At 43.7% G+C, this 17,553-nt stretch carries 17 protein-coding genes; 11 read left to right on the top strand and 6 right to left on the bottom strand.

Going from position 1 to position 17,553, the window contains the following annotated elements; all coding sequences use genetic code 11:
* Positions 1-283 precede the first annotated feature (283 nt).
* Positions 284-847, top strand: coding sequence for a cupredoxin domain-containing protein (locus tag ACEW9I_RS09500; RefSeq protein ID WP_373540107.1), 564 nt, complete (start codon positions 284-286; stop codon positions 845-847).
* 95 nt (positions 848-942) lie between these two features.
* Here ACEW9I_RS09500 and ACEW9I_RS09495 read toward each other — a convergent pair whose 3' ends face one another.
* Together ACEW9I_RS09495 and ACEW9I_RS09490 are read right to left on the bottom strand one after the other, a co-directional pair.
* Positions 943-1,671, bottom strand: coding sequence for a hypothetical protein (locus ACEW9I_RS09495; RefSeq protein ID WP_373540106.1), 729 nt, complete (start codon positions 1,669-1,671; stop codon positions 943-945).
* A 319-nt stretch (positions 1,672-1,990) separates the two neighbouring features.
* Positions 1,991-2,572 carry a hypothetical protein gene (locus tag ACEW9I_RS09490; protein WP_373540105.1) on the bottom strand — a complete coding sequence of 194 codons (582 nt, stop codon included), beginning with the start codon at positions 2,570-2,572 and terminating at the stop codon, positions 1,991-1,993.
* Between the two features lie 657 nt (positions 2,573-3,229).
* Between ACEW9I_RS09490 and mobC the strand changes: the two genes are divergently transcribed.
* Positions 3,230-3,568, top strand: a complete 339-nt coding sequence (mobC, locus tag ACEW9I_RS09485; RefSeq protein ID WP_373540104.1) for a plasmid mobilization relaxosome protein MobC — start codon at positions 3,230-3,232, stop codon at positions 3,566-3,568.
* The gene (locus ACEW9I_RS09480) at positions 3,558-4,733 is read left to right on the top strand and encodes a relaxase/mobilization nuclease domain-containing protein (RefSeq protein ID WP_373540103.1); all 1,176 of its coding nucleotides are present in this window, start codon (positions 3,558-3,560) and stop codon (positions 4,731-4,733) included. The genes mobC and ACEW9I_RS09480 overlap by 11 nt, the downstream gene beginning before the upstream one ends.
* A gap of 169 nt (positions 4,734-4,902) precedes the next feature.
* On the opposite strand, the gene ACEW9I_RS09475 is transcribed toward ACEW9I_RS09480, so the two are convergent.
* Both ACEW9I_RS09475 and ACEW9I_RS09470 read right to left on the bottom strand, forming a co-directional pair.
* Positions 4,903-8,397: a hypothetical protein gene (locus tag ACEW9I_RS09475; protein ID WP_373540102.1), complete on the bottom strand. Its 3,495-nt coding sequence runs from the start codon at positions 8,395-8,397 to the stop codon at positions 4,903-4,905.
* A 435-nt stretch (positions 8,398-8,832) separates the two neighbouring features.
* Positions 8,833-9,609, bottom strand: a complete 777-nt coding sequence (locus ACEW9I_RS09470; RefSeq protein ID WP_373540101.1) for a hypothetical protein — start codon at positions 9,607-9,609, stop codon at positions 8,833-8,835.
* Between the two features lie 179 nt (positions 9,610-9,788).
* Between ACEW9I_RS09470 and ACEW9I_RS09465 the strand changes: the two genes are divergently transcribed.
* The 3 genes from ACEW9I_RS09465 to ACEW9I_RS09455 all read left to right on the top strand — a co-directional run bounded on the left by ACEW9I_RS09465 (position 9,789) and on the right by ACEW9I_RS09455 (position 11,545).
* Complete coding sequence (locus ACEW9I_RS09465) at positions 9,789-10,382, top strand: ParA family protein (protein WP_373540100.1); 594 nt, start codon at positions 9,789-9,791, stop codon at positions 10,380-10,382.
* Positions 10,379-10,762, top strand: a complete 384-nt coding sequence (locus ACEW9I_RS09460; protein ID WP_373540099.1) for a hypothetical protein — start codon at positions 10,379-10,381, stop codon at positions 10,760-10,762. The genes ACEW9I_RS09465 and ACEW9I_RS09460 overlap by 4 nt, the downstream gene beginning before the upstream one ends.
* A gap of 264 nt (positions 10,763-11,026) precedes the next feature.
* Positions 11,027-11,545 (top strand): hypothetical protein, encoded by a 519-nt coding sequence (locus ACEW9I_RS09455; RefSeq protein WP_373540098.1) that lies wholly within the window; start codon positions 11,027-11,029, stop codon positions 11,543-11,545.
* 564 nt (positions 11,546-12,109) lie between these two features.
* Here the strand turns inward: ACEW9I_RS09455 and ACEW9I_RS09450 are convergent.
* Both ACEW9I_RS09450 and ACEW9I_RS09445 read right to left on the bottom strand, forming a co-directional pair.
* On the bottom strand, positions 12,110-12,406 hold the full coding sequence (locus ACEW9I_RS09450) for a DUF1778 domain-containing protein (RefSeq protein ID WP_373540097.1): 297 nt from the start codon (positions 12,404-12,406) through the stop codon (positions 12,110-12,112).
* 8 nt (positions 12,407-12,414) lie between these two features.
* Positions 12,415-12,915 (bottom strand): GNAT family N-acetyltransferase, encoded by a 501-nt coding sequence (locus ACEW9I_RS09445; protein WP_373540096.1) that lies wholly within the window; start codon positions 12,913-12,915, stop codon positions 12,415-12,417.
* 60 nt (positions 12,916-12,975) lie between these two features.
* Between ACEW9I_RS09445 and ACEW9I_RS09440 the strand changes: the two genes are divergently transcribed.
* The 5 genes from ACEW9I_RS09440 to ACEW9I_RS09420 all read left to right on the top strand — a co-directional run bounded on the left by ACEW9I_RS09440 (position 12,976) and on the right by ACEW9I_RS09420 (position 17,502).
* Positions 12,976-13,998 (top strand): tyrosine-type recombinase/integrase, encoded by a 1,023-nt coding sequence (locus tag ACEW9I_RS09440; RefSeq protein WP_373540095.1) that lies wholly within the window; start codon positions 12,976-12,978, stop codon positions 13,996-13,998.
* Positions 13,999-14,517 (top strand): restriction endonuclease, encoded by a 519-nt coding sequence (locus ACEW9I_RS09435; protein ID WP_373540094.1) that lies wholly within the window; start codon positions 13,999-14,001, stop codon positions 14,515-14,517. It abuts the gene before it with no gap.
* 118 nt (positions 14,518-14,635) lie between these two features.
* On the top strand, positions 14,636-15,718 hold the full coding sequence (psbA, locus tag ACEW9I_RS09430; RefSeq protein WP_373540093.1) for a photosystem II q(b) protein: 1,083 nt from the start codon (positions 14,636-14,638) through the stop codon (positions 15,716-15,718).
* Positions 15,719-15,859: 141 nt separating this feature from the next.
* On the top strand, positions 15,860-16,129 hold the full coding sequence (locus tag ACEW9I_RS09425; protein ID WP_373540092.1) for a DUF433 domain-containing protein: 270 nt from the start codon (positions 15,860-15,862) through the stop codon (positions 16,127-16,129).
* 338 nt (positions 16,130-16,467) lie between these two features.
* Positions 16,468-17,502 carry a tetratricopeptide repeat protein gene (locus ACEW9I_RS09420; protein ID WP_373540091.1) on the top strand — a complete coding sequence of 345 codons (1,035 nt, stop codon included), beginning with the start codon at positions 16,468-16,470 and terminating at the stop codon, positions 17,500-17,502.
* The last annotated feature ends 51 nt before the right edge of the window (positions 17,503-17,553 follow it).

Here is a 17,553-nt window from a genome sequence, read left to right as displayed (position 1 = left end):
GACCGCTAATTATCAACAAGCAGAGCTTATTGATAATAATTTATGAAACACTTAGTTTTTGAGGATTGGTAGTGATTGGCTCAAACACAGTCAGGTAATTGATTTGATGATGAGGCTAGCCTCATCGAACTCAGGTTTATAATGTCCTGGGCATCCCGATCGCGGCGGGAATTCTGTTCCCAATTACTGGCTGGTTGCTCAATCCAGCGATCGCCGGAGCAGCAATGGCATTTAGTTCGATTTCAGTTGTCCTCAATGCTCTGAGATTAAAGGGGCTAAAACTATGAAACTTGTAGTAATTTCGATTGGGGCAATGCTCTCGATCTTTCCGATGGAGATGAGTAAATCTCAAATGCAACACTCGCCCACAAATCGTTCGTTTCGTCAGATCGAGCAACCTTTACCCGTCAAAGTCGGTGTAATCCTTGGTGGACTGACGCTAGTTGGTGCCGAACTGTGGTGGTTTCTGGGACGCAAACAGCAGAAACAACAAGCGACTCAAAGTAATGGGGTGCAATCGGTATTAGTAACGGTTGATGGTGGCTATCGTCCCGATCGAGTTATTGTCAATAGTGGTGAACCCGTGCGGTTGTCATTTCATCGTTTGGATAGTAATTCTTGTCTGGATGAAGTGTTAATTCCCGACTTTGGGATTAGTACCCGTCTACCCGTCGGACAAACAACAACTGTTGAATTTACGCCAACTCAGGTAGGGGAATATGCTTTTACTTGTGGGATGAGAATGTTTCGCGGCATTATTGAAGTCAAAAAACCAAATCTGACAACAAATTCGATACTTTCTTCTGCAAACTCTAACGACTATCATCATAACGCCCGATCGCATTAAGATCTGTATGACCGCTCAAATGTTGCAGCACTGCCAATTAATTACTTGCGATCGATGGCACCTTCACACGCAAAGCCAGAGATGCAAACCTATGCTTACTCAACGGCATGGCTGCTGTACTCGGAATTCTCGATTAACGGCTGATAATCATCGTCGGCAAAAGGAGTATGATTTTTGCTGTTAATAGTAGCATGGCAGAGTATTTTGCCAAATTGGTATATATCGTGATTAATTTTGGCAATGCTGAGATTAAAAGATGCGTTATGACGCTCTGATAGATATTTGATATATCCAGGTGTTTCTCCCAGTAAATATCCATCGTGGTAAACACGCCCTTCCCGAATATTTAGCATATTGCCAACTTTTAATTGACGAATATACTCACTGATATCATGACCTTCAATGGCTCCAATTCCAAAGTAATAATGATAGAGGCCATTGCGATCTGGAGTAGTTTCGGCAAATATATCAGAGGTATCGCCTCCAGTCTTACCGCCGCTTCTGGCGATATACTCAAATGGGTCGAATTGGGCCAAGTCAGTAGATAATCCTAGTCTGTCTAATCTTTCGGTGTCATGAAAAGGTCGGTTGACGGGCATCCGCACTTTGAACGATACTTCAATATCTTTAGTAGTCTCTACTCGATCGAGCTTAATTAATCCAACCTTGACGGCAGTACCCTTAGATGGATTAGCTGCGATCGCCGATAACATTCCTTTGAGGTAGACGGTATAGTATTTGCCATTTCCCCACGTCATCTTTTTGATGGGGAACCATCTTTTGCCGATCGGATCTGTCCAGCCCATATATAGTCCAGTAATCATTTTTTAACCCATTTTTATGATGGTATGAATAAATTCCTTTGATTTTACCAAAACTTCTTTGTCCAAAGTGAATAAATCGCTAAAAACGTTGATGTGACTGTTATTCAGGCGTTTTCCTTGTTAAGTAATTACTTAACAAGAAAAACGCCTGAAAATAGCTAGCGGCAACCATTACAGCGATATCTTGCAAAGCACAATATCTGGAACGAGTGTTGACTTTGTAGAGAAGTCATTCTCATCCTCGCAAAAGAGAGGCTTTAACTTAATTAAGTTAAAGCCTCTCTTTTTTTCAAGCCCAGTCAACCAAAGTTAATGCTCTTTACTTAATTTTCTCCAATGTCAACAGATGTTGTTTTGACGCTAGATATTCTTCATCCGACATTTGTGATTCATCGTCTTCATCATCATCCTCGTCTTCGTCGTCCTCATCTTCTTCCTTAGCCTTTTTAACGATCGGAATCTCTTGTAAATCGGCAATCACCGAAGATTGTGACGGTACTGCTATAGAAGCAGATACTGCTCCGTTCTCAGAATGAGAAGCTACACCAACGATGCTAGATGGTTGTACTAACGGCAATAAACCGAGATTACTTGGCGCAGATTGATTGATAGTTACAGTGCTGAATTCGTCAGCATTCATTTTGATCTCGTCATCCCGATAATGCTTATCTATTATGTAACACATCTGTTGCTTCAATTGACTCAAGCAATAATGTTCGGCTCTGCGGATTTCTTCTGATGTACTATTGGGGGATTTGGCGATCGCTAAAGAAAGATAAAACGCTTTAAGAGCTGCAATCGATCGAGAGCTAATTTCCCCGTCTCGCAAAAAATCAACTATGATTTCCAACTCACTATCATCATCCTTGATATTGATATAGAGATTATTTTTCTTTGTCATCTTCCTCTTTCTCGTATCTATTTTGATTTTTAAATTTAGATTCAATTCAAGGGAATATTCAGGTATTCCCTTGAACTTAGTGTACCCAGAAGATCCCTTGAACATATCAAGGGAATATCAGGAGAAATGCTAGGTAAATATCAGGGAATCACCAAGTCTTTATCTTTCGATCGACGATCGAGGCTTTAAAGTGGCAAAAATCATAAAACAGCCTAGTTTTCGATCCAAAGGAATACCTAAAATTATTCAAGGGAATCCCTTGATAATACCTAGAGAATATCAAGGGATTCCCTTGGTATTAAATCCTTAATCAACCCTTACTTCGCCTTGAATTGCGCCTAATTCGACGATTCTATTGGCAATTCCCCATCTTTCTTGCTATAGTTTAAATCCCTGGTGACGGGGGCGTTGACGGTGTGCGGCGTACCCCCTGAATTCGGAGGAGCTAGCAGTGTGTATCGCCTGACGGCTTTTGATTTCTGCGAAATCAAACACAAAGCAGGTTGGGGAAACCCCAAACCCCAAAACCCTAGATTTTAATCTTTAGCTAAATATTCAGTTTTCAAACATTAGCATTACCTGATTGTAATTTTTAGCGGCTTTTTCGTATTTCACAAATGTAGTGATTCGTTTTATCTTTGAAATTAAATTAAACACATGAGTACTCGTCGTCCTGCCAAAATTAATAAGGTTACGTTGCGATTCACTGACGACGAATTGCTTATAATTCATACTCGCGCTGCTCAAGCTGGGGTAACAGTAGCGGGATATATCCAGCTCTTAGCTCTTGATCGGGAGTTGGAAACCATTACTATCCCAACTCCCGATCCGTCCAAGGCTTTACTCTTCAAAGAATTAAGAATCCAGGGTAACAACCTAAACCAGATCGCCAGGGCACTTAACCGCGCTAGTCTGGCTAGGCAATCAGTTGGCAACTATCGCCAGCAATTAATCGACATCCACCAAGAATTAAAAAAACTTTGTCATGATTGCTAAAATTTCTACTCCCGATAACTTCAGACAAATACTCGAATATCTACTCCGCGAAAATAAATGTCCTGAGATTCTACCCTCATTCATGACGGGTACTAATTCGGCAGATTTAGCTCGCGAATTTCAGGCTGTGGCAGATCTTAGACCATCGACACAAAATAATGTTCGCCATATCTCGCTAGCTTTTGCAACTGGGGATGATGTCAATAATGTCGATAAATCTTCGATAGTTGATCGAGTGATGCAGGAAATGGGATATCAAAATTGTCAATATGTGGCAATTAATCATCACCGCGACGATCCAGGTCATGACCACGCCCATGACCACGACCATTTACATATTGTGGTAAATACTATCGATTTTTATGGGGAGCGAGTCAGTGATAGTTTTGAATGTTATCGCATTCAAGAAATATTAAGAAAAATCGAGATCGATTTTGGACTTGAACAAGTTAAAAGCTCGTGGAAAGTTAAACGTGATAAAGCTCAAACTATTTACCCCACAACTAGTTTATCGGTTGCGGTGGTAAAATCTCTCGAAACTAGTTGCGATTTAAAAACTTGGCTCGATCGATTATCCGAGGATGATATCGATGTGAGGTTTACATTGAGAAAGGATGGAGCGGTGAGAGGGATATCATACTTGAAAGACGGTGAAATCCATAAAGGATCTTATACGGTTGGGGCGAGTTGGGCGATTGTCGATGAAAAGTTGGGGACTAGTCCCGCCGATCTCCCCTTAATTACCGCTGCGAACCTCAAAAGCAATCAACATCCGATAAAAATATCCCCTGAGACGCTTGAACAGTTAAATCACGCGGCAAAAATGGCGATCGCAGCTCTCAATGGTAAGTCACGACTTAAAACGGGGCGAGTCGATATCCAAATAGCGGGGGAAACCCTTGCTGTATATAGGATGCGTCCATCTAAGCAGATGTTTGTGATGTCGAAAACACCCCAGGGGTGGGAACCTGTTGGTTTTCCAAATCTAGAATTTAAAGATATGGATCTTTTGTCTAAAATATCGGGACTGCCCAAAGATTTCGTTGTTACTCTTCCAAAAATCGACGAAATTGTGGGAGTAACTGCATCTACATCGGTGGCTGTCCCCCAAAATGTCAACAAATCATCCCCAGTGAAGAAAAAGCGGCGGCCGATCGAACGTTAACGCTGGGGCAACTAGTTGGGGATTGGCGACTAGTTGGGTAACTAGTTGGGGCACTTTCTGCACACTTGCTACTCAAACACCAACAATTAAAATAAAAAATTGCATGGCAAATCACGCCTACTTAGGTAAACTCAAAATAAATAGATATAAACGGGTGCTTGGTTGTTAATTAACTAGCAATTTGAGTTAAATTCATTTGAATAACTAACTTTTTAAGGATAATTCTCTGAGCAAAAGTCAGATTTTTGCTAGCCAAGTGTAAGAATTCTGCCGTCCAGACCGATCGAATGTCATCTAGTGCCTCAAGTGCCATATCTAGAGGATAAGTAACGATATCAGCCAACGTATCAGTGCCGGACTGAATATTAACCAATTCCGCTTGGGGTAAAGGTTTCGGCTCAAACGACTCAGCCGATTGCATAGCCGCGCTCTTTATATTAGGGACAATATTAAAGACCAAGACTATATCCTCTAGGCCTAGTTCGCCAGATAGGTACTCTCGGTGCTTTTGGTCGAGGGACTGATAGATTGTTTGTCGATGAGGACAATTGCCGTTAACGACCGCATATACGCGCTCCTGCGCCCCTGCCTTGCCTACTCGCCGCACTGATTTGGCTTGGTAGCCCAGTAGCTTGATAATCTTATTCACAGTGGCGATCGCGCTATTTTGAGTCGAGCCAGCACCATAGCCTTTACCTAGAGCTGATTCCTCTTTGATAATCAATCCAAACAGATTAAAGAACTTCTTGTAGTGTTTGAGCGCGTATTGTTGAATTGCCACAACAGCTTCGTCACCAGTCATATACTCCCGACCAGTTGTTAAATCGTTGATATATGACATTATTGGTAACAGCAATTTAATTCTTTGAGATTGGATCGGAACTTGGCTGTAGATAATGTGCGGCTGTTGAGCTTGCTTGGCTAAGATGGCTAACTCGATATTTTCGGCTAAATCTGGATATTTCAACGCCCAGCTCATTTCACATTGCCGTAAGTATGTAGCATTCTTACGGCTCCAGATTGCCATCAAAAAATCCTCAGTAAATTTTTCTTCAGGTATGGAGGGGAGTCGCTCTTGGAGCACACGTTTTCGTGCTCGTTGCCGTTCCTCAAATCGTGAGTTACTGCTGTGTAATATGGCTTGCGCTTGAACGACAGATAGTTCTTCAGTATCAGAGATATACATAGTATGGTTGTCCTCAACCAAAATAGTCTCTTTAGTCTCCTGGTAAATTACTCCTAATTCCTTGCTTGATACTGCATCCTCGATATTATGATCGACCTGTTCCTGCGATCTAACTTCTTCCCAATCGACTTGAGTAACATTGTGTCCTCGCGCAATTAGCTCCAATTCTAAGTACTCAGCCATGTATTTGGAGGATAAATGCGATCGAACTGAAAACTCAGCATCTAAACAATTCCAAACATTACCCTGACGACTCATCGGAATGCGACCAGCTCCATGCAGCAAGCTAGTTTCATTAGCGATTGCCGAACGCATCCGTAACAATGCCACTGGATCGCGACCTCTAGTACTACCAGCTTCCACGCCCTTAGCTAAGACAAAAATGTCGCGGGGAATGTCGCTCCGATCGCGAGACAACATTTGAATATGAGTCCGAAGATCGAGATTGGTGAAATAACCCATCGATCGATCGAACCAGTGCTTATAGGCTTTCAGCTTGATACTGAAACCACTCTCAACGGTAGGAGATAAAAATAGGATGCGGACTGGGTGTTTCTGTTGTGCCAACCAGCCGTCAGGGTCGGCTAATAGATCGTGCAGATCGGGGGCAGTTTTAGCGTCCAAACGAACGACCGAATTCTTCAGCTCTGGCATTTGATTGATAATCATCCGCTCTAGAGTTTGAATAAACTTTTGGTTAGTACTAGGAACAATAATGTTCTGACCACGTTTGAGCCGATCGATAATTAAGCCCATGTAGTGAGTAGGATTACCACCACCCATTTTGACATCCCAGTGAAATTTCTCCATCGTGTTACGAAGAATTTCAAAAGGATATTTGCGATCGAGCAAATCTAGGATTCCATTAATCGATAGATCGGTCAGATTATCCTCTAAACCAACCACTGCGCCGCCTGTTGATAATACTCGATCGATAATCGCAACCAGATGAGCTTGAACTGCCGCTCTTTTGCTTCCTAGCGTACTGCTTTGAGTGCCGTGCTTTAAAATCGCCTCAAACTCATCAAAAAAGACGAGCGAATTCGTTGTAATACTCTCTAGACGTAACTTGAGGAGACTATCGAGACAGATCGCTAATTTTTTGTAACTATTGATTGCCGCATCATCTTGTCCGTAGCCTACTCGGTAACTAGGAATGTTCAGACGATTGCGAGTCTGATCTAATAATCCATTCCGGTATCCGAAGAAGAAAAACTTGCCCTCTGGACATTTTTTCTCCCATCTAGCGATCAGTCCGACAAGCTGTTCTGTTTTACCAGTACTGCATGGACTGGTGACAAAACTTAACTTTCCTGGCTGAGGCAATGGTAGTTCGGATAGATACTCTTCAGAACGTTCGTGGGTAACGGGTAAAGACAATTTAGATAAACGAAGAAAGATTTGGCGATCGAGAGCAGCCTGAGCAGCCCGATCGGGAAGTTTGAGAAAATAATCTAAGTCAATTAACCTTGCATTTCTGAACTTCTTGGTAGAAATCTCATCGATATCATTCTTTCCCTTATTAAACTGACTCCACCAAAGGAATTTGACCTTGAATCCCAGCGACACAAAAAATTCATACTGTCGTTGCCAGTGCAACATCCGAGCTGGGTTAGTCACGTCCCCGCCGTCTAATGTAATGACAACAGTTTTAATGACCTCCAGTGCCGCTTTAACTTGGACTGGGGAGCTACTAAAATTCCCACTACTAGCTCCGACAAAGTATGCATCGTGTTTGTAACCAGCAAGTTTAGGCTTGAGCGTACCTTCACACAAGTAAGCAATTTGTTTCTTGCTAGGACTACCGACAACTTGAATTGGCAGCTCACCGATCGCATCCCCTAGCGGCAGATGGCTTGATTTTACACCTTTAGCCCAAGGATATTTAGAAGCACCCTCAATCCGAGGCACTGACAATATTTGCCAGCCAGTAGCCAAACCAGCATCATCAAAGGTAACGATCGCGATTCCTCGACCGTTTAATTGTCGATCGCCAAATTTGGAAACATATACCCCAGGCAAATTCAGAGGATAGTCGTCGCTAACTTTCTGCCATTTCTCAATCGAAAAGAACAGACCCTCATCGATTTGAGATTGAGTCAAACCGCGATCGAGCAACATTTTTCGATGCAGTGTGTAGAGTCCAAGTTCTTTGGAAAGAGCGCGAATGAGTGGATCGCGTTGGGTGGCTGTTAGACTGCCCTGACGCTTTTCCAGATTGGCTAGGCGTTGATTCTCTTCCCGTTCGAGTCTATTGGCATCCCATTGGGCTTTTTTCTCTTGCCAGTCGGGATCGTCGCCTTCGAGCGCGAAGAGGAAATGTCCCGCACTATCTTGCTTGCTAGTCTTGCGCCAGCCATCAGGGGCGAAATCAGACCGCTTGCAGACCCACAATGAGCCACTTAAATTGTAACACCAGTCAGTATTTTGGCAGATCGGGCAAGGAGCAGTTTTAGAGGCGTGAAGTAGGTTTTTCATTACCTCACACCCCCTAAATCACAAATAACCAGTAAGTTTTTTAAGACAGACTTACACGCACATTTTGCGATGCCAGTACTGTCTGAGCAAAGCTTTGAGCTGGAGAGCCACGATATCGAGCTGTCGAAACGAGCGGCTGAGAAATTTAGAAGTTGTTTGTTATTTAGATGTTTTTGTTGTGCCATAGTCTCCTTGAGACTACAGACCTGTCAGTATGGTACAGGAAGCTCCGCCGTTGTACTGTTTCCTTGCACCAAAAATTCGGGTACAATAAGATTAACTTTTCTTTTTAACCTTGTCTGGCAGGTCTGTAGCTAGAACAATTTGGCGGATTGGTACCCTTGTTTATTCTTAGTTAGGTCGCATTAAGCGACAATCAAACTCAGAATTTACGGACAACTAATCCGCCAAACTTGGTTTGTATAGATATCTCTATCAGTGCTGTGAAATCCAAGCTTCCACGAACTCAACGATATTCTTATCCATTACTATATATATTACCCCAGGAATGTCGATAGTACTCACTTTCATGTCGCCTATTTTTCGCTGAAGGGATTTTGGAAAGTCTGGTTGAATTTGACCTTTTCCGCATAAACAGATAATTCTAGCAATGGGATGTTTGGTATCACGAGAGTTGCCTCCCATCAAGTCTCGATGTTTCTTACGAAGTGTAACCTGCTGATGAATCAGGACATCTAGTTTGTCTCGCTTGAGGTCTCTGGTTTTTCCATTCTTATTTTTGAGATAGAGTATCTTCTTGATCGGGCTGTAATGGACGTTATTATTGCCAATGCCTTGTAAGGCAACCATCAAATATTTGCGCGTAGGAAATCTGATGTAGAGGTCGATCGTCCCAGCACCTTCAAGACTCGTTCGGGGAAACACCTCAATTCCTTTATCCTCAAACTTTTCTACTAAAGCCCTAGTGATATCCCGAACCTGCAAAATTTCTAGGATTTGCATGAAAAGATTGTAAGCTGGAGCAATAAAAGGTAGTCCTAATGCAGAAAAACCCGTCCCTAACAATGCTGCAACAATCACCCCACTAGTTACACCGTAGCCAAGCATTGGGATCATTAACTCATCGCGCTCTTTTTCTAAATCCGCAATCGCATCCCAATTACGCCGATTTGGCACCTCAACCGCAAATTTGGGAAAAGGCGATCTGGTGCTATTTTCTATATGCGGCTTGGAATTGGCTATAGTAGTCATATCTGGTCGGGACACACGGAATATATCTAATATCATAACAACACAATATCCTTGGGTTTGTCGCTTATTTTAACTGTTGTTAAGAGCCGAGTTATACTTAATGTAATTTTCAAAATGTCAAAAATATAAACTTTCAAGCTTTCATATTTTTGCATTTTCACGTACTCAAAAGTTTAAAGATGATTATTACTGTAGCTGGCTATAAGGGCGGGGTGGGCAAAACTAGTACCGCAGTCCACCTCGCTTGTTACTTTCATACCAAAGGTTCGACTCTATTAATTGATGGCGACCCCAATCGCTCGGCAACAGGTTGGAGTAAGCGGGGACAGTTACCTTATCAAGTTGCCGACGAACGACAAGCAGCTAAACTCGCTCGCGATTACGACCATATTGTGATCGATACTCAAGCCCGTCCCGAACCTGAAGATTTAGCCGCTTTAGTAGAAGGGTGCGATCTATTGGTGATTCCCTCTACTCCAGATGCCCTAGCTCTAGATGCGCTGATGCAGACTGTAGATGCTTTGCGTAAATTCAAAGCCGAACAATATAAGATCTTATTGACGATCGTGCCGCCAAAACCATCGCGAGATGGCGAAGCAGCTAGAGAGGAGATGCTCGGAATGGGATTGCCAGTATTTCAGACGGGGATTCGTCGCCTAGCCGCTTTCCAAAAAGCTGCATTAATGGGCATTCCCGTTTATGAGGTCAAAGATCCCAGAGCGGCAGATGGTTGGGCTGATTATCAAGCTGTAGGCAAGGAGATTAGATCTTGAGTAAACCGAGCAAATTTAAAGCTGTCTTTGAAAATCGACAGGAAGAGGAGCCTGTAACATCCGAACACGATGGTAGAGATGCCACCACAGCTTCAATTGAAGTAGTAGCAGCTACTCCAACTCAGAGCGAGGGAAAGCTTGCCGTAGATAATGTAGCAGCTAGCTCGTCAGAGGCTGTTCAAACACCGATCGCCAAGAAAATGGGTAGACCTTCTGGCAAACGGAGCGATCCAAAATACACGCAGGTAACAGCTTACATTCAGAGCCAGACCTATCGAGACGTAAAAGTCGCATTGCTGATGGGGCAAGAGCCACAGGAATTTTCTGAATTAATCGAGGATTTACTAAGTAAGTGGTTGAGTACGCAAAAGTCTAAATAGTTAAAAACTCGAAAATACATCAGACCGATCGAGACGTAAAAATGGCATTACTGATGGGGCAGGAGCCACAGGAATTTGCCGAATCGAGCGAATATTCAACCAGCGAGTGACTGAGTACGCAAAAGTCCAAACATCTAAAAACTTAAATATACAAAAGTGCAAAAACCTGATATTATTGTGGTAGTTAATGTAAACGCGACCGCACATTGTTACTAGCAATGTGCGGTCGCTAATCTCCCAATGCCGAAACATTGGATGACTAACATGAATATAGCAGAATTTGAATTCGACCAATCGACAGCTAGCGTTCAGGCAATCGAACGCGCCACCTCGATCTTACAATCGGTAGGAGTAGATTCACCCCACATTGCGATCTGGCGACTACGCCAGTACGCTAAATTCGATCCAGTCCACGCGAATGTCTATGAAGATGCGATCGAACCAGTTGAATGGCTAATCACTCAGCCCAAGCGACCCCAAGAGTTGGTAGAAACAGAATTATTGCCTACTGTAGACATGCTAACCGCTACCCAAATCGGCAAAATGTTAGCACAACAAGTTACCGATATTACCTATTCCCCTTCGGCACAACAAATCAATCAAGCTCTCGAACAGCTCAATTTTCATAGTCGCGATGGTAAAAAAATCTGGCAGTTGACAAAACTGGGCCAGCAATACGGACGACTTATTAGTGTGACTGACGAGCAAGAAAGAACTCGGTTACAAGTACGCTGGTTGCCAACAGTAATCGAACAGCTTGCTCCACTATTTAACGTAAGCTGAGGTAACGTTTCCAGTTCGCTGAAACTTTCCCCGACCAACAAATTGTCTCCGCAGTGCGGAGACAATTTAACCGCTCTTCCTGACTGGGAAAGAGAGATTGATGATGCTTGCTCGAACTAGCTCTCACCGTGAAGATCGCGCAGCCTCGCTCTGGAAGTTAGCAAGCCCTGATTCGCTAAAGTTTCCAGACGTTAATCGCAACAGGCGATCGCTCTTTACCTGCTCGATTACATAAAGTTGGCTAATTTCCAGAGCGAGGCACTTTTTGCTGCCGCTAATTGTTGTTACTGGCAGCAAACTTTTGCCATCCTCTAATGCGATCGCATTCAAGATTAGACTACTGTAGAGAGTAAAACCTTTTTGGAGCGGACATTACAGCCTCTAAATTCTCTCCCAATCTCACTCATAGTAGGCGATCTCCTTCAAGATCGGACTCTCTCCACAAGTCTAATTAGCTTAGAGCAACAGTTTGAGCCTTAAAACTCCCAAAAGATCGAGACTCACTTAATCCGATCGTCAATAGCATTAAGTAAGTCTCGATCGGATCTCAACAAAACCCCTGGTCTAATCCCAAGGCGCAGGACGTTCTAACAACGCTTTCAATGCTGTCAATTGCTGGGGATCTGGTTCCGCTTCCAGTTGTCGTTCAAATGCCTCAAATGTGGCATCGTCAACTAAAAAGAATTTGCGATCTAGTAGGAAGCTCGTCGCCTCACCATAAGCAGCATCGAGGATAAATTCCGTCCGACTCTTACCCTGAATCGCCGCTGCCCGATCGATCGCCTCTTTTTGGGCATCTCCCACTCGCAGGTTAATCGTGCCGCTGCGCCGCTCTGGTTGTTTGGTTTTATTAGTAGTCATAATTTTTATTAATTTAACAGTGCTGAAATTTTTTCAAGCGGGTACATCAATAGCAACGGTTCGAGTTTGGACTCGACAAACCCAAATCGAGTATAAAAATTTAGAGCGTCGGGCAAGCTGTGGACGATAATCGCCCGAATTCCAATGATTTGCGCCGCCGAAGCAATCCGCAAGACGGCATCTTTTAACAGCCCCGCTCCTATGCCCCGACCGCTCCATTCTCTATCTACTGCCAATCTGCCAATTACGCCGACAGGAATCGGGTCTGGAGCATTGTGTCGCAACGACCGGATCGCACTTTGACGGGCGACCGCACCAGCGGCAATACTATAGTAGCCAGCGATCTGACCTTCGGTGGTGGCGATGATATAGGTCTTGGAGGCACCACTACCCTGGTTATTCCAGGCGTGTTTTTGCAGCCAATCGTTCATTTCTCGATCGGTGCTGGCAAACGAGCTAAGATTGTCTGTGTCTGCGAGTAATCGTGGTTTGGTGAGATGGCTTGACATCTTCCTATTTTAGATTCTTGTATACACGATGTCAATACTTAAATCGTTGGGGCGATCTCTATGGATGAGCCAACACCTACTCTAGCCGCCAACAGTACGGCTCAAAACAGTCCTCCCGTCCTCGATGCGGATAATCTGATTCGGGTGTTTACCCACTTTTTGACTTTTGATATCGCCGATGGTGCGGCTAGTGCGGAAACGATTGTCGCCTATTGGAGTCAGGTTAAAGCTTATCTCCACTGGTGCCAAACCAACTCCGTCGATCCGGCGGCAGCGAATCGCGAGACGATTAAGCTTTATCGTCACTACATCATTGGGCATGGGTATGGGCGGAATACGATCGCCTTGAAATTAGCGGCAGTAAGACGCTTTTACGATGCGGCGATCGAGTATGGTCTACTTATCTACAATCCCGCTCTAGGGATTAAACCACCCCGGACTTCCACCCACCCAGCCGAAACGATTACTTATTTGGAGCAGGATGAGGCTAATCGGCTGCTACAAGGGATCGACCACCGCAATGAGTTGAAGTTGGTCAGAGACAGGTTGCTGCTCGGTTTGATGACGATCGAGGGGACGCGGACGGTGGAGTTATATCGGTGCAATCTAGAAGATATCAAACGGTTGGGAAAGGATGTCGGGTTGAAGTTAGACGGTAAACGCCGAGTGCGGACAATTCCCTTAACGCCTGAGTTGGCGAAGTTATTGGATATCTATTTGACGCTCAGACGGGCGGCAGGGTTTAATAGTACGTTAACCGACCCGTTGTTTATTAGTTTCGGGCATCAATGCTCAGGAGCGCGATTATCGCGACGGGGGATGCGGTATCTGGTAGACCACTACTTGAATGCAGCGGATTTGAAACATCAGCCAGGACGAAAGATCTCGGCGCATAGTTTGCGGCATACGGCGGGGACGCTAGCGGTACAGAATGGGGTGGGTTTAAGGCAGGTGCAAGAGTTGTTGGGTCATGCGGATCTCAGGACGACGGCGATTTATACCCATGTCGGCGATAAGTGGCAGAATAATCCAGGGCTGAAGTTGGGTGTGAGCGTGTTTAAGCCAGTGGAGCCAGAGGGTTAGATGTCTCAACCAGTAGGTTATGCAGATGATTGGACGGAAATTGCCACGGAGATTAAGCAAACAGCGGGTTATCGGTGCAGTCGTTGCGGTTTAAGGTGTTTGTCGGGGAGTAATAGCTATCGACATCTCGATCTATCCTTACGGCGCAGACTCTGTGCCCAAGTACATCATATCGATGGCAATCCCAGTCATAACGACAAGTCTAATCTGGTGTGTTTGTGCAGCGGTTGTCACCTCAGAATGCACCGCCATCGCCCGACTCCGACACCAGGGCAATTAGCACTCAAGCTGAAGCTACCAAAGAGTCGTCGTTTGGGGCAGAGCCACTCCAGTTTTCAATTAACATTTACCGATCTCATCGACAGATTACCTCGATTGCCAATCTGCACGAGCGAACAGCTTGAGTTGAATTTAAACATCCCCCCTAAAATCAATGTCTGCTGTAATCACTCTGTTACTGCGCTCTCGGCTCGACACCAATTTGTGCCGCTCAGTACTAGTAATCATCAAATAACCTGATAAGTCTCATCAGATTTCCAAAACTGAGAAAACTTTACAAACGTTTACAATCGCGTTAATCTGAAGTCATATACATAAATATTCCGTTCTACCGAGAACAACCAGCAATCATAAACCAATGACCACAACCTTACAACGCACCCAGAGCGCAAACATCTGGGAACGCTTTTGTAGCTGGACAACATCCACCGAAAACCGCATCTACGTCGGTTGGTTCGGAGTACTGATGGTTCCCACCCTACTATCAGCCACCATCTGCTTCATCATCGCCTTCATCGCTGCTCCTCCTGTAGACATCGACGGCATCCGCGAACCAGTCGCAGGTTCCTTAATGTTCGGAAACAACATCATCTCTGGTGCAGTTATCCCTTCATCTAATGCCATCGGTCTTCACTTCTACCCAATCTGGGAAGCAGCATCCTTAGATGAGTGGTTGTACAACGGCGGTCCTTACCAACTAGTAGTATTCCACTTCTTGATCGGAATCTTCTGTTACATGGGTCGTGAGTGGGAACTCTCCTACCGTTTAGGTATGCGTCCTTGGATCTGTGTTGCTTACTCCGCACCTGTCGCAGCAGCAACCGCAGTATTCTTGATCTACCCCATCGGTCAAGGTTCATTCTCAGACGGTATGCCTTTGGGTATCTCCGGTACATTCAACTTCATGATCGTGTTCCAAGCAGAACACAACATCCTGATGCACCCTTTCCACATGTTGGGAGTAGCTGGTGTTTTCGGTGGTGCACTGTTCTCCGCAATGCACGGTTCATTGGTAACTTCCTCTTTGGTTCGTGAAACAACTGAAGTTGAGTCCTTGAACTACGGTTACAAATTCGGTCAAGAAGAAGAAACATACAACATCGTTGCAGCTCACGGCTACTTCGGTCGTCTGATCTTCCAATACGCTTCATTCAACAACAGCCGTTCACTTCACTTCTTGTTAGGTGCATGGCCAGTAGTTGGCATCTGGTTCACATCTTTGGGTGTATCGACCATGGCGTTCAACCTCAACGGTTTCAACTTCAACCAATCAGTTGTTGATGCACAAGGTCACGGCATCAACACCTGGGCTGACATCATCAACCGTGCTAACTTGGGTATGGAAGTAATGCACGAAAGAAATGCACACAACTTCCCACTCGACTTAGCTGCTGGTGAAGCTACTCCAGTTGCTTTGACTGCTCCTTCCATCAACGGTTAATATCTGTTTGATATAAGAGTTTAAAATTTAAAACCCCCCTCACACTAGTGTAAGGGGGGTTTTTGCGTTTGGGTGATTTCTCGGCATTTACGCCACTAGAACTAGGCTACACTCTAAATATGCAAGATTCTCTGTTGTCCTATGATCTATCAAAAGATTATTACGATCGAGTCAGGTAAGCGCGGCGGAAAACCTTGTATCAGAAGGATGCGGATCAGTGTGTATGATGTCTTGGGTTGGTTGGCTGCGGGAATGTCTCAGGCAGAAATCATTGATGATTTTCCAGAATTGACAGCGGAAGATATCAGAGCTTGCTTAGAATTTGTGGCAGATAGAGTTAGCCCTATTGCTATCGATCCCATTTTGGATTTACGCAGAAAGTATTTCAGCTATTCCCGATTTGATCGATAGATCGTCATTTTTATTAAGTAGTTTAGCATTTGTTGTTTATCTCCAAGTTTTTGCAGCTATTTTTAATCTGTTACCAATTCCTGGACTAGATGGGTATGGAATCATCGAATTTTGGCTACCTACATATATTCAGACCCAGGGTAAGTATATTAGATAGAAAATACAGTACTTTAATTATCATTGGTCTATTTTGGTATGCACCTTGGTTCAACATTCTGATATTTAGAGCTATTAGATTTTTTACAAGTCAAATCCTGAGAGTTCCTGAGTTTTTAGTTAATGATGGCTCCTCCTTATTTCGACAACCAATCAATAAAGCGATCTCCTTGTCAATCCTAATGATGATTGGTTGGGGTCTAAGTTCACCCAAAAATACTTGGAATCAAAATCAAAAAGGTCAAATTTTAATTAAGAAGAAGCAGTATCAAGCGGCGATTGCTATATTTAATCGATCGATTGAGATCGATCCCGATAGCGAAGAAGCTTGGTCACAGAAAGCATATTGTCTATGGTGCCTCAATCTAGAAGATCTGGCGATCGAGTGTTTCCGAAAAGTTTTGGAAATCGCTCCAGATAATGAGTATGCTCAAATGAGTATTGGCAAGATATATTTTGTTCGTGAAGAATATCATCAATCAATTTCTTATCTCGATCGAGCAGTCGAATTAAATAATCAAGATATCAGTGCTTATTATTATTTAGGCTTGTCTTGGCTCAACATAGATGAAAAAATACTTGCTTATCAAATGTTCGACCGAGCTATTCAGATAGAAGCTACTGAGGAACAAGATTGGAGTGATAAAGCATCATTTCTATGGCATCTCGATCTGTTGGATCGCGCAGTTGTTTGCTATCAGAAGGTACTCAAGCTCAATCAGCACAATACATACGCTCGAATTAGTATTGGCAAGCTTTTATTTGGGTTGGAAAAATACTCAGAAGCAATTGCCCATCTCGAAGAATCGATCGCATTAAACTTTAAATCGATCGATACTTACTATTACTTGGGAATGTCCTTTCAAAAAGCTCAGGAATACGAACAAGCAGAAGAGGTGTTCGACCAAATTCTATCCTTATTTCCAGACAATTCTATAATTTTACGCGCTAAGGGAATTTTACTTTATGAGCTAAAGGATTATGAAGTGGCAATCGCTATTTATCAAAGATTAGTAGAAATCGAACCTGAGAATCCTATTTTCTGGTATGACTTAGCTTATTGCCATGCTTTGCATAATAATCCCGAACTAGCTGTTTCTGCGCTCCAAAGATCGATCGAAATTCAACCAGAAGAATTCAAACAACATGCCCGAACCGATCTAGATTTCGCATCACTGCAAGACAATGAAATGTTCAAGCAATTAATTGAGCGATAGGTAGACTCGATCGATATTGAGGTAGAAGCAATTCATGAATTGCCCTTACCT

The organism is Chamaesiphon sp. (assembly GCF_041738855.1).
GTDB lineage: Bacteria > Cyanobacteriota > Cyanobacteriia > Cyanobacteriales > Chamaesiphonaceae > Chamaesiphon.
This window is presented reverse-complemented; position numbering and strand designations above follow the sequence as displayed.

What these genes read in the sequence shown, in the direction of transcription:
- ACEW9I_RS09420 (WP_373540091.1), top strand. Translation starts at nt 16,468, where the DNA reads ATGATGATTGGTTGGGGTCTAAGTTCACCCAAAAATACTTGGAATCAA.
- ACEW9I_RS09425 (WP_373540092.1), top strand. Translation starts at nt 15,860, where the DNA reads ATGATCTATCAAAAGATTATTACGATCGAGTCAGGTAAGCGCGGCGGA.
- ACEW9I_RS09455 (WP_373540098.1), top strand. Translation starts at nt 11,027, where the DNA reads ATGAATATAGCAGAATTTGAATTCGACCAATCGACAGCTAGCGTTCAG.
- ACEW9I_RS09465 (WP_373540100.1), top strand. Translation starts at nt 9,789, where the DNA reads ATGATTATTACTGTAGCTGGCTATAAGGGCGGGGTGGGCAAAACTAGT.
- ACEW9I_RS09445 (WP_373540096.1), bottom strand. Translation starts at nt 12,915, where the DNA reads ATGTCAAGCCATCTCACCAAACCACGATTACTCGCAGACACAGACAAT.
- ACEW9I_RS09470 (WP_373540101.1), bottom strand. Translation starts at nt 9,609, where the DNA reads ATGACTACTATAGCCAATTCCAAGCCGCATATAGAAAATAGCACCAGA.
- ACEW9I_RS09490 (WP_373540105.1), bottom strand. Translation starts at nt 2,572, where the DNA reads ATGACAAAGAAAAATAATCTCTATATCAATATCAAGGATGATGATAGT.
- psbA (WP_373540093.1), top strand. Translation starts at nt 14,636, where the DNA reads ATGACCACAACCTTACAACGCACCCAGAGCGCAAACATCTGGGAACGC.
- mobC (WP_373540104.1), top strand. Translation starts at nt 3,230, where the DNA reads ATGAGTACTCGTCGTCCTGCCAAAATTAATAAGGTTACGTTGCGATTC.
- ACEW9I_RS09440 (WP_373540095.1), top strand. Translation starts at nt 12,976, where the DNA reads ATGGATGAGCCAACACCTACTCTAGCCGCCAACAGTACGGCTCAAAAC.
- ACEW9I_RS09500 (WP_373540107.1), top strand. Translation starts at nt 284, where the DNA reads ATGAAACTTGTAGTAATTTCGATTGGGGCAATGCTCTCGATCTTTCCG.
- ACEW9I_RS09475 (WP_373540102.1), bottom strand. Translation starts at nt 8,397, where the DNA reads ATGAAAAACCTACTTCACGCCTCTAAAACTGCTCCTTGCCCGATCTGC.
- ACEW9I_RS09435 (WP_373540094.1), top strand. Translation starts at nt 13,999, where the DNA reads ATGTCTCAACCAGTAGGTTATGCAGATGATTGGACGGAAATTGCCACG.
- ACEW9I_RS09450 (WP_373540097.1), bottom strand. Translation starts at nt 12,406, where the DNA reads ATGACTACTAATAAAACCAAACAACCAGAGCGGCGCAGCGGCACGATT.
- ACEW9I_RS09495 (WP_373540106.1), bottom strand. Translation starts at nt 1,671, where the DNA reads ATGATTACTGGACTATATATGGGCTGGACAGATCCGATCGGCAAAAGA.
- ACEW9I_RS09480 (WP_373540103.1), top strand. Translation starts at nt 3,558, where the DNA reads ATGATTGCTAAAATTTCTACTCCCGATAACTTCAGACAAATACTCGAA.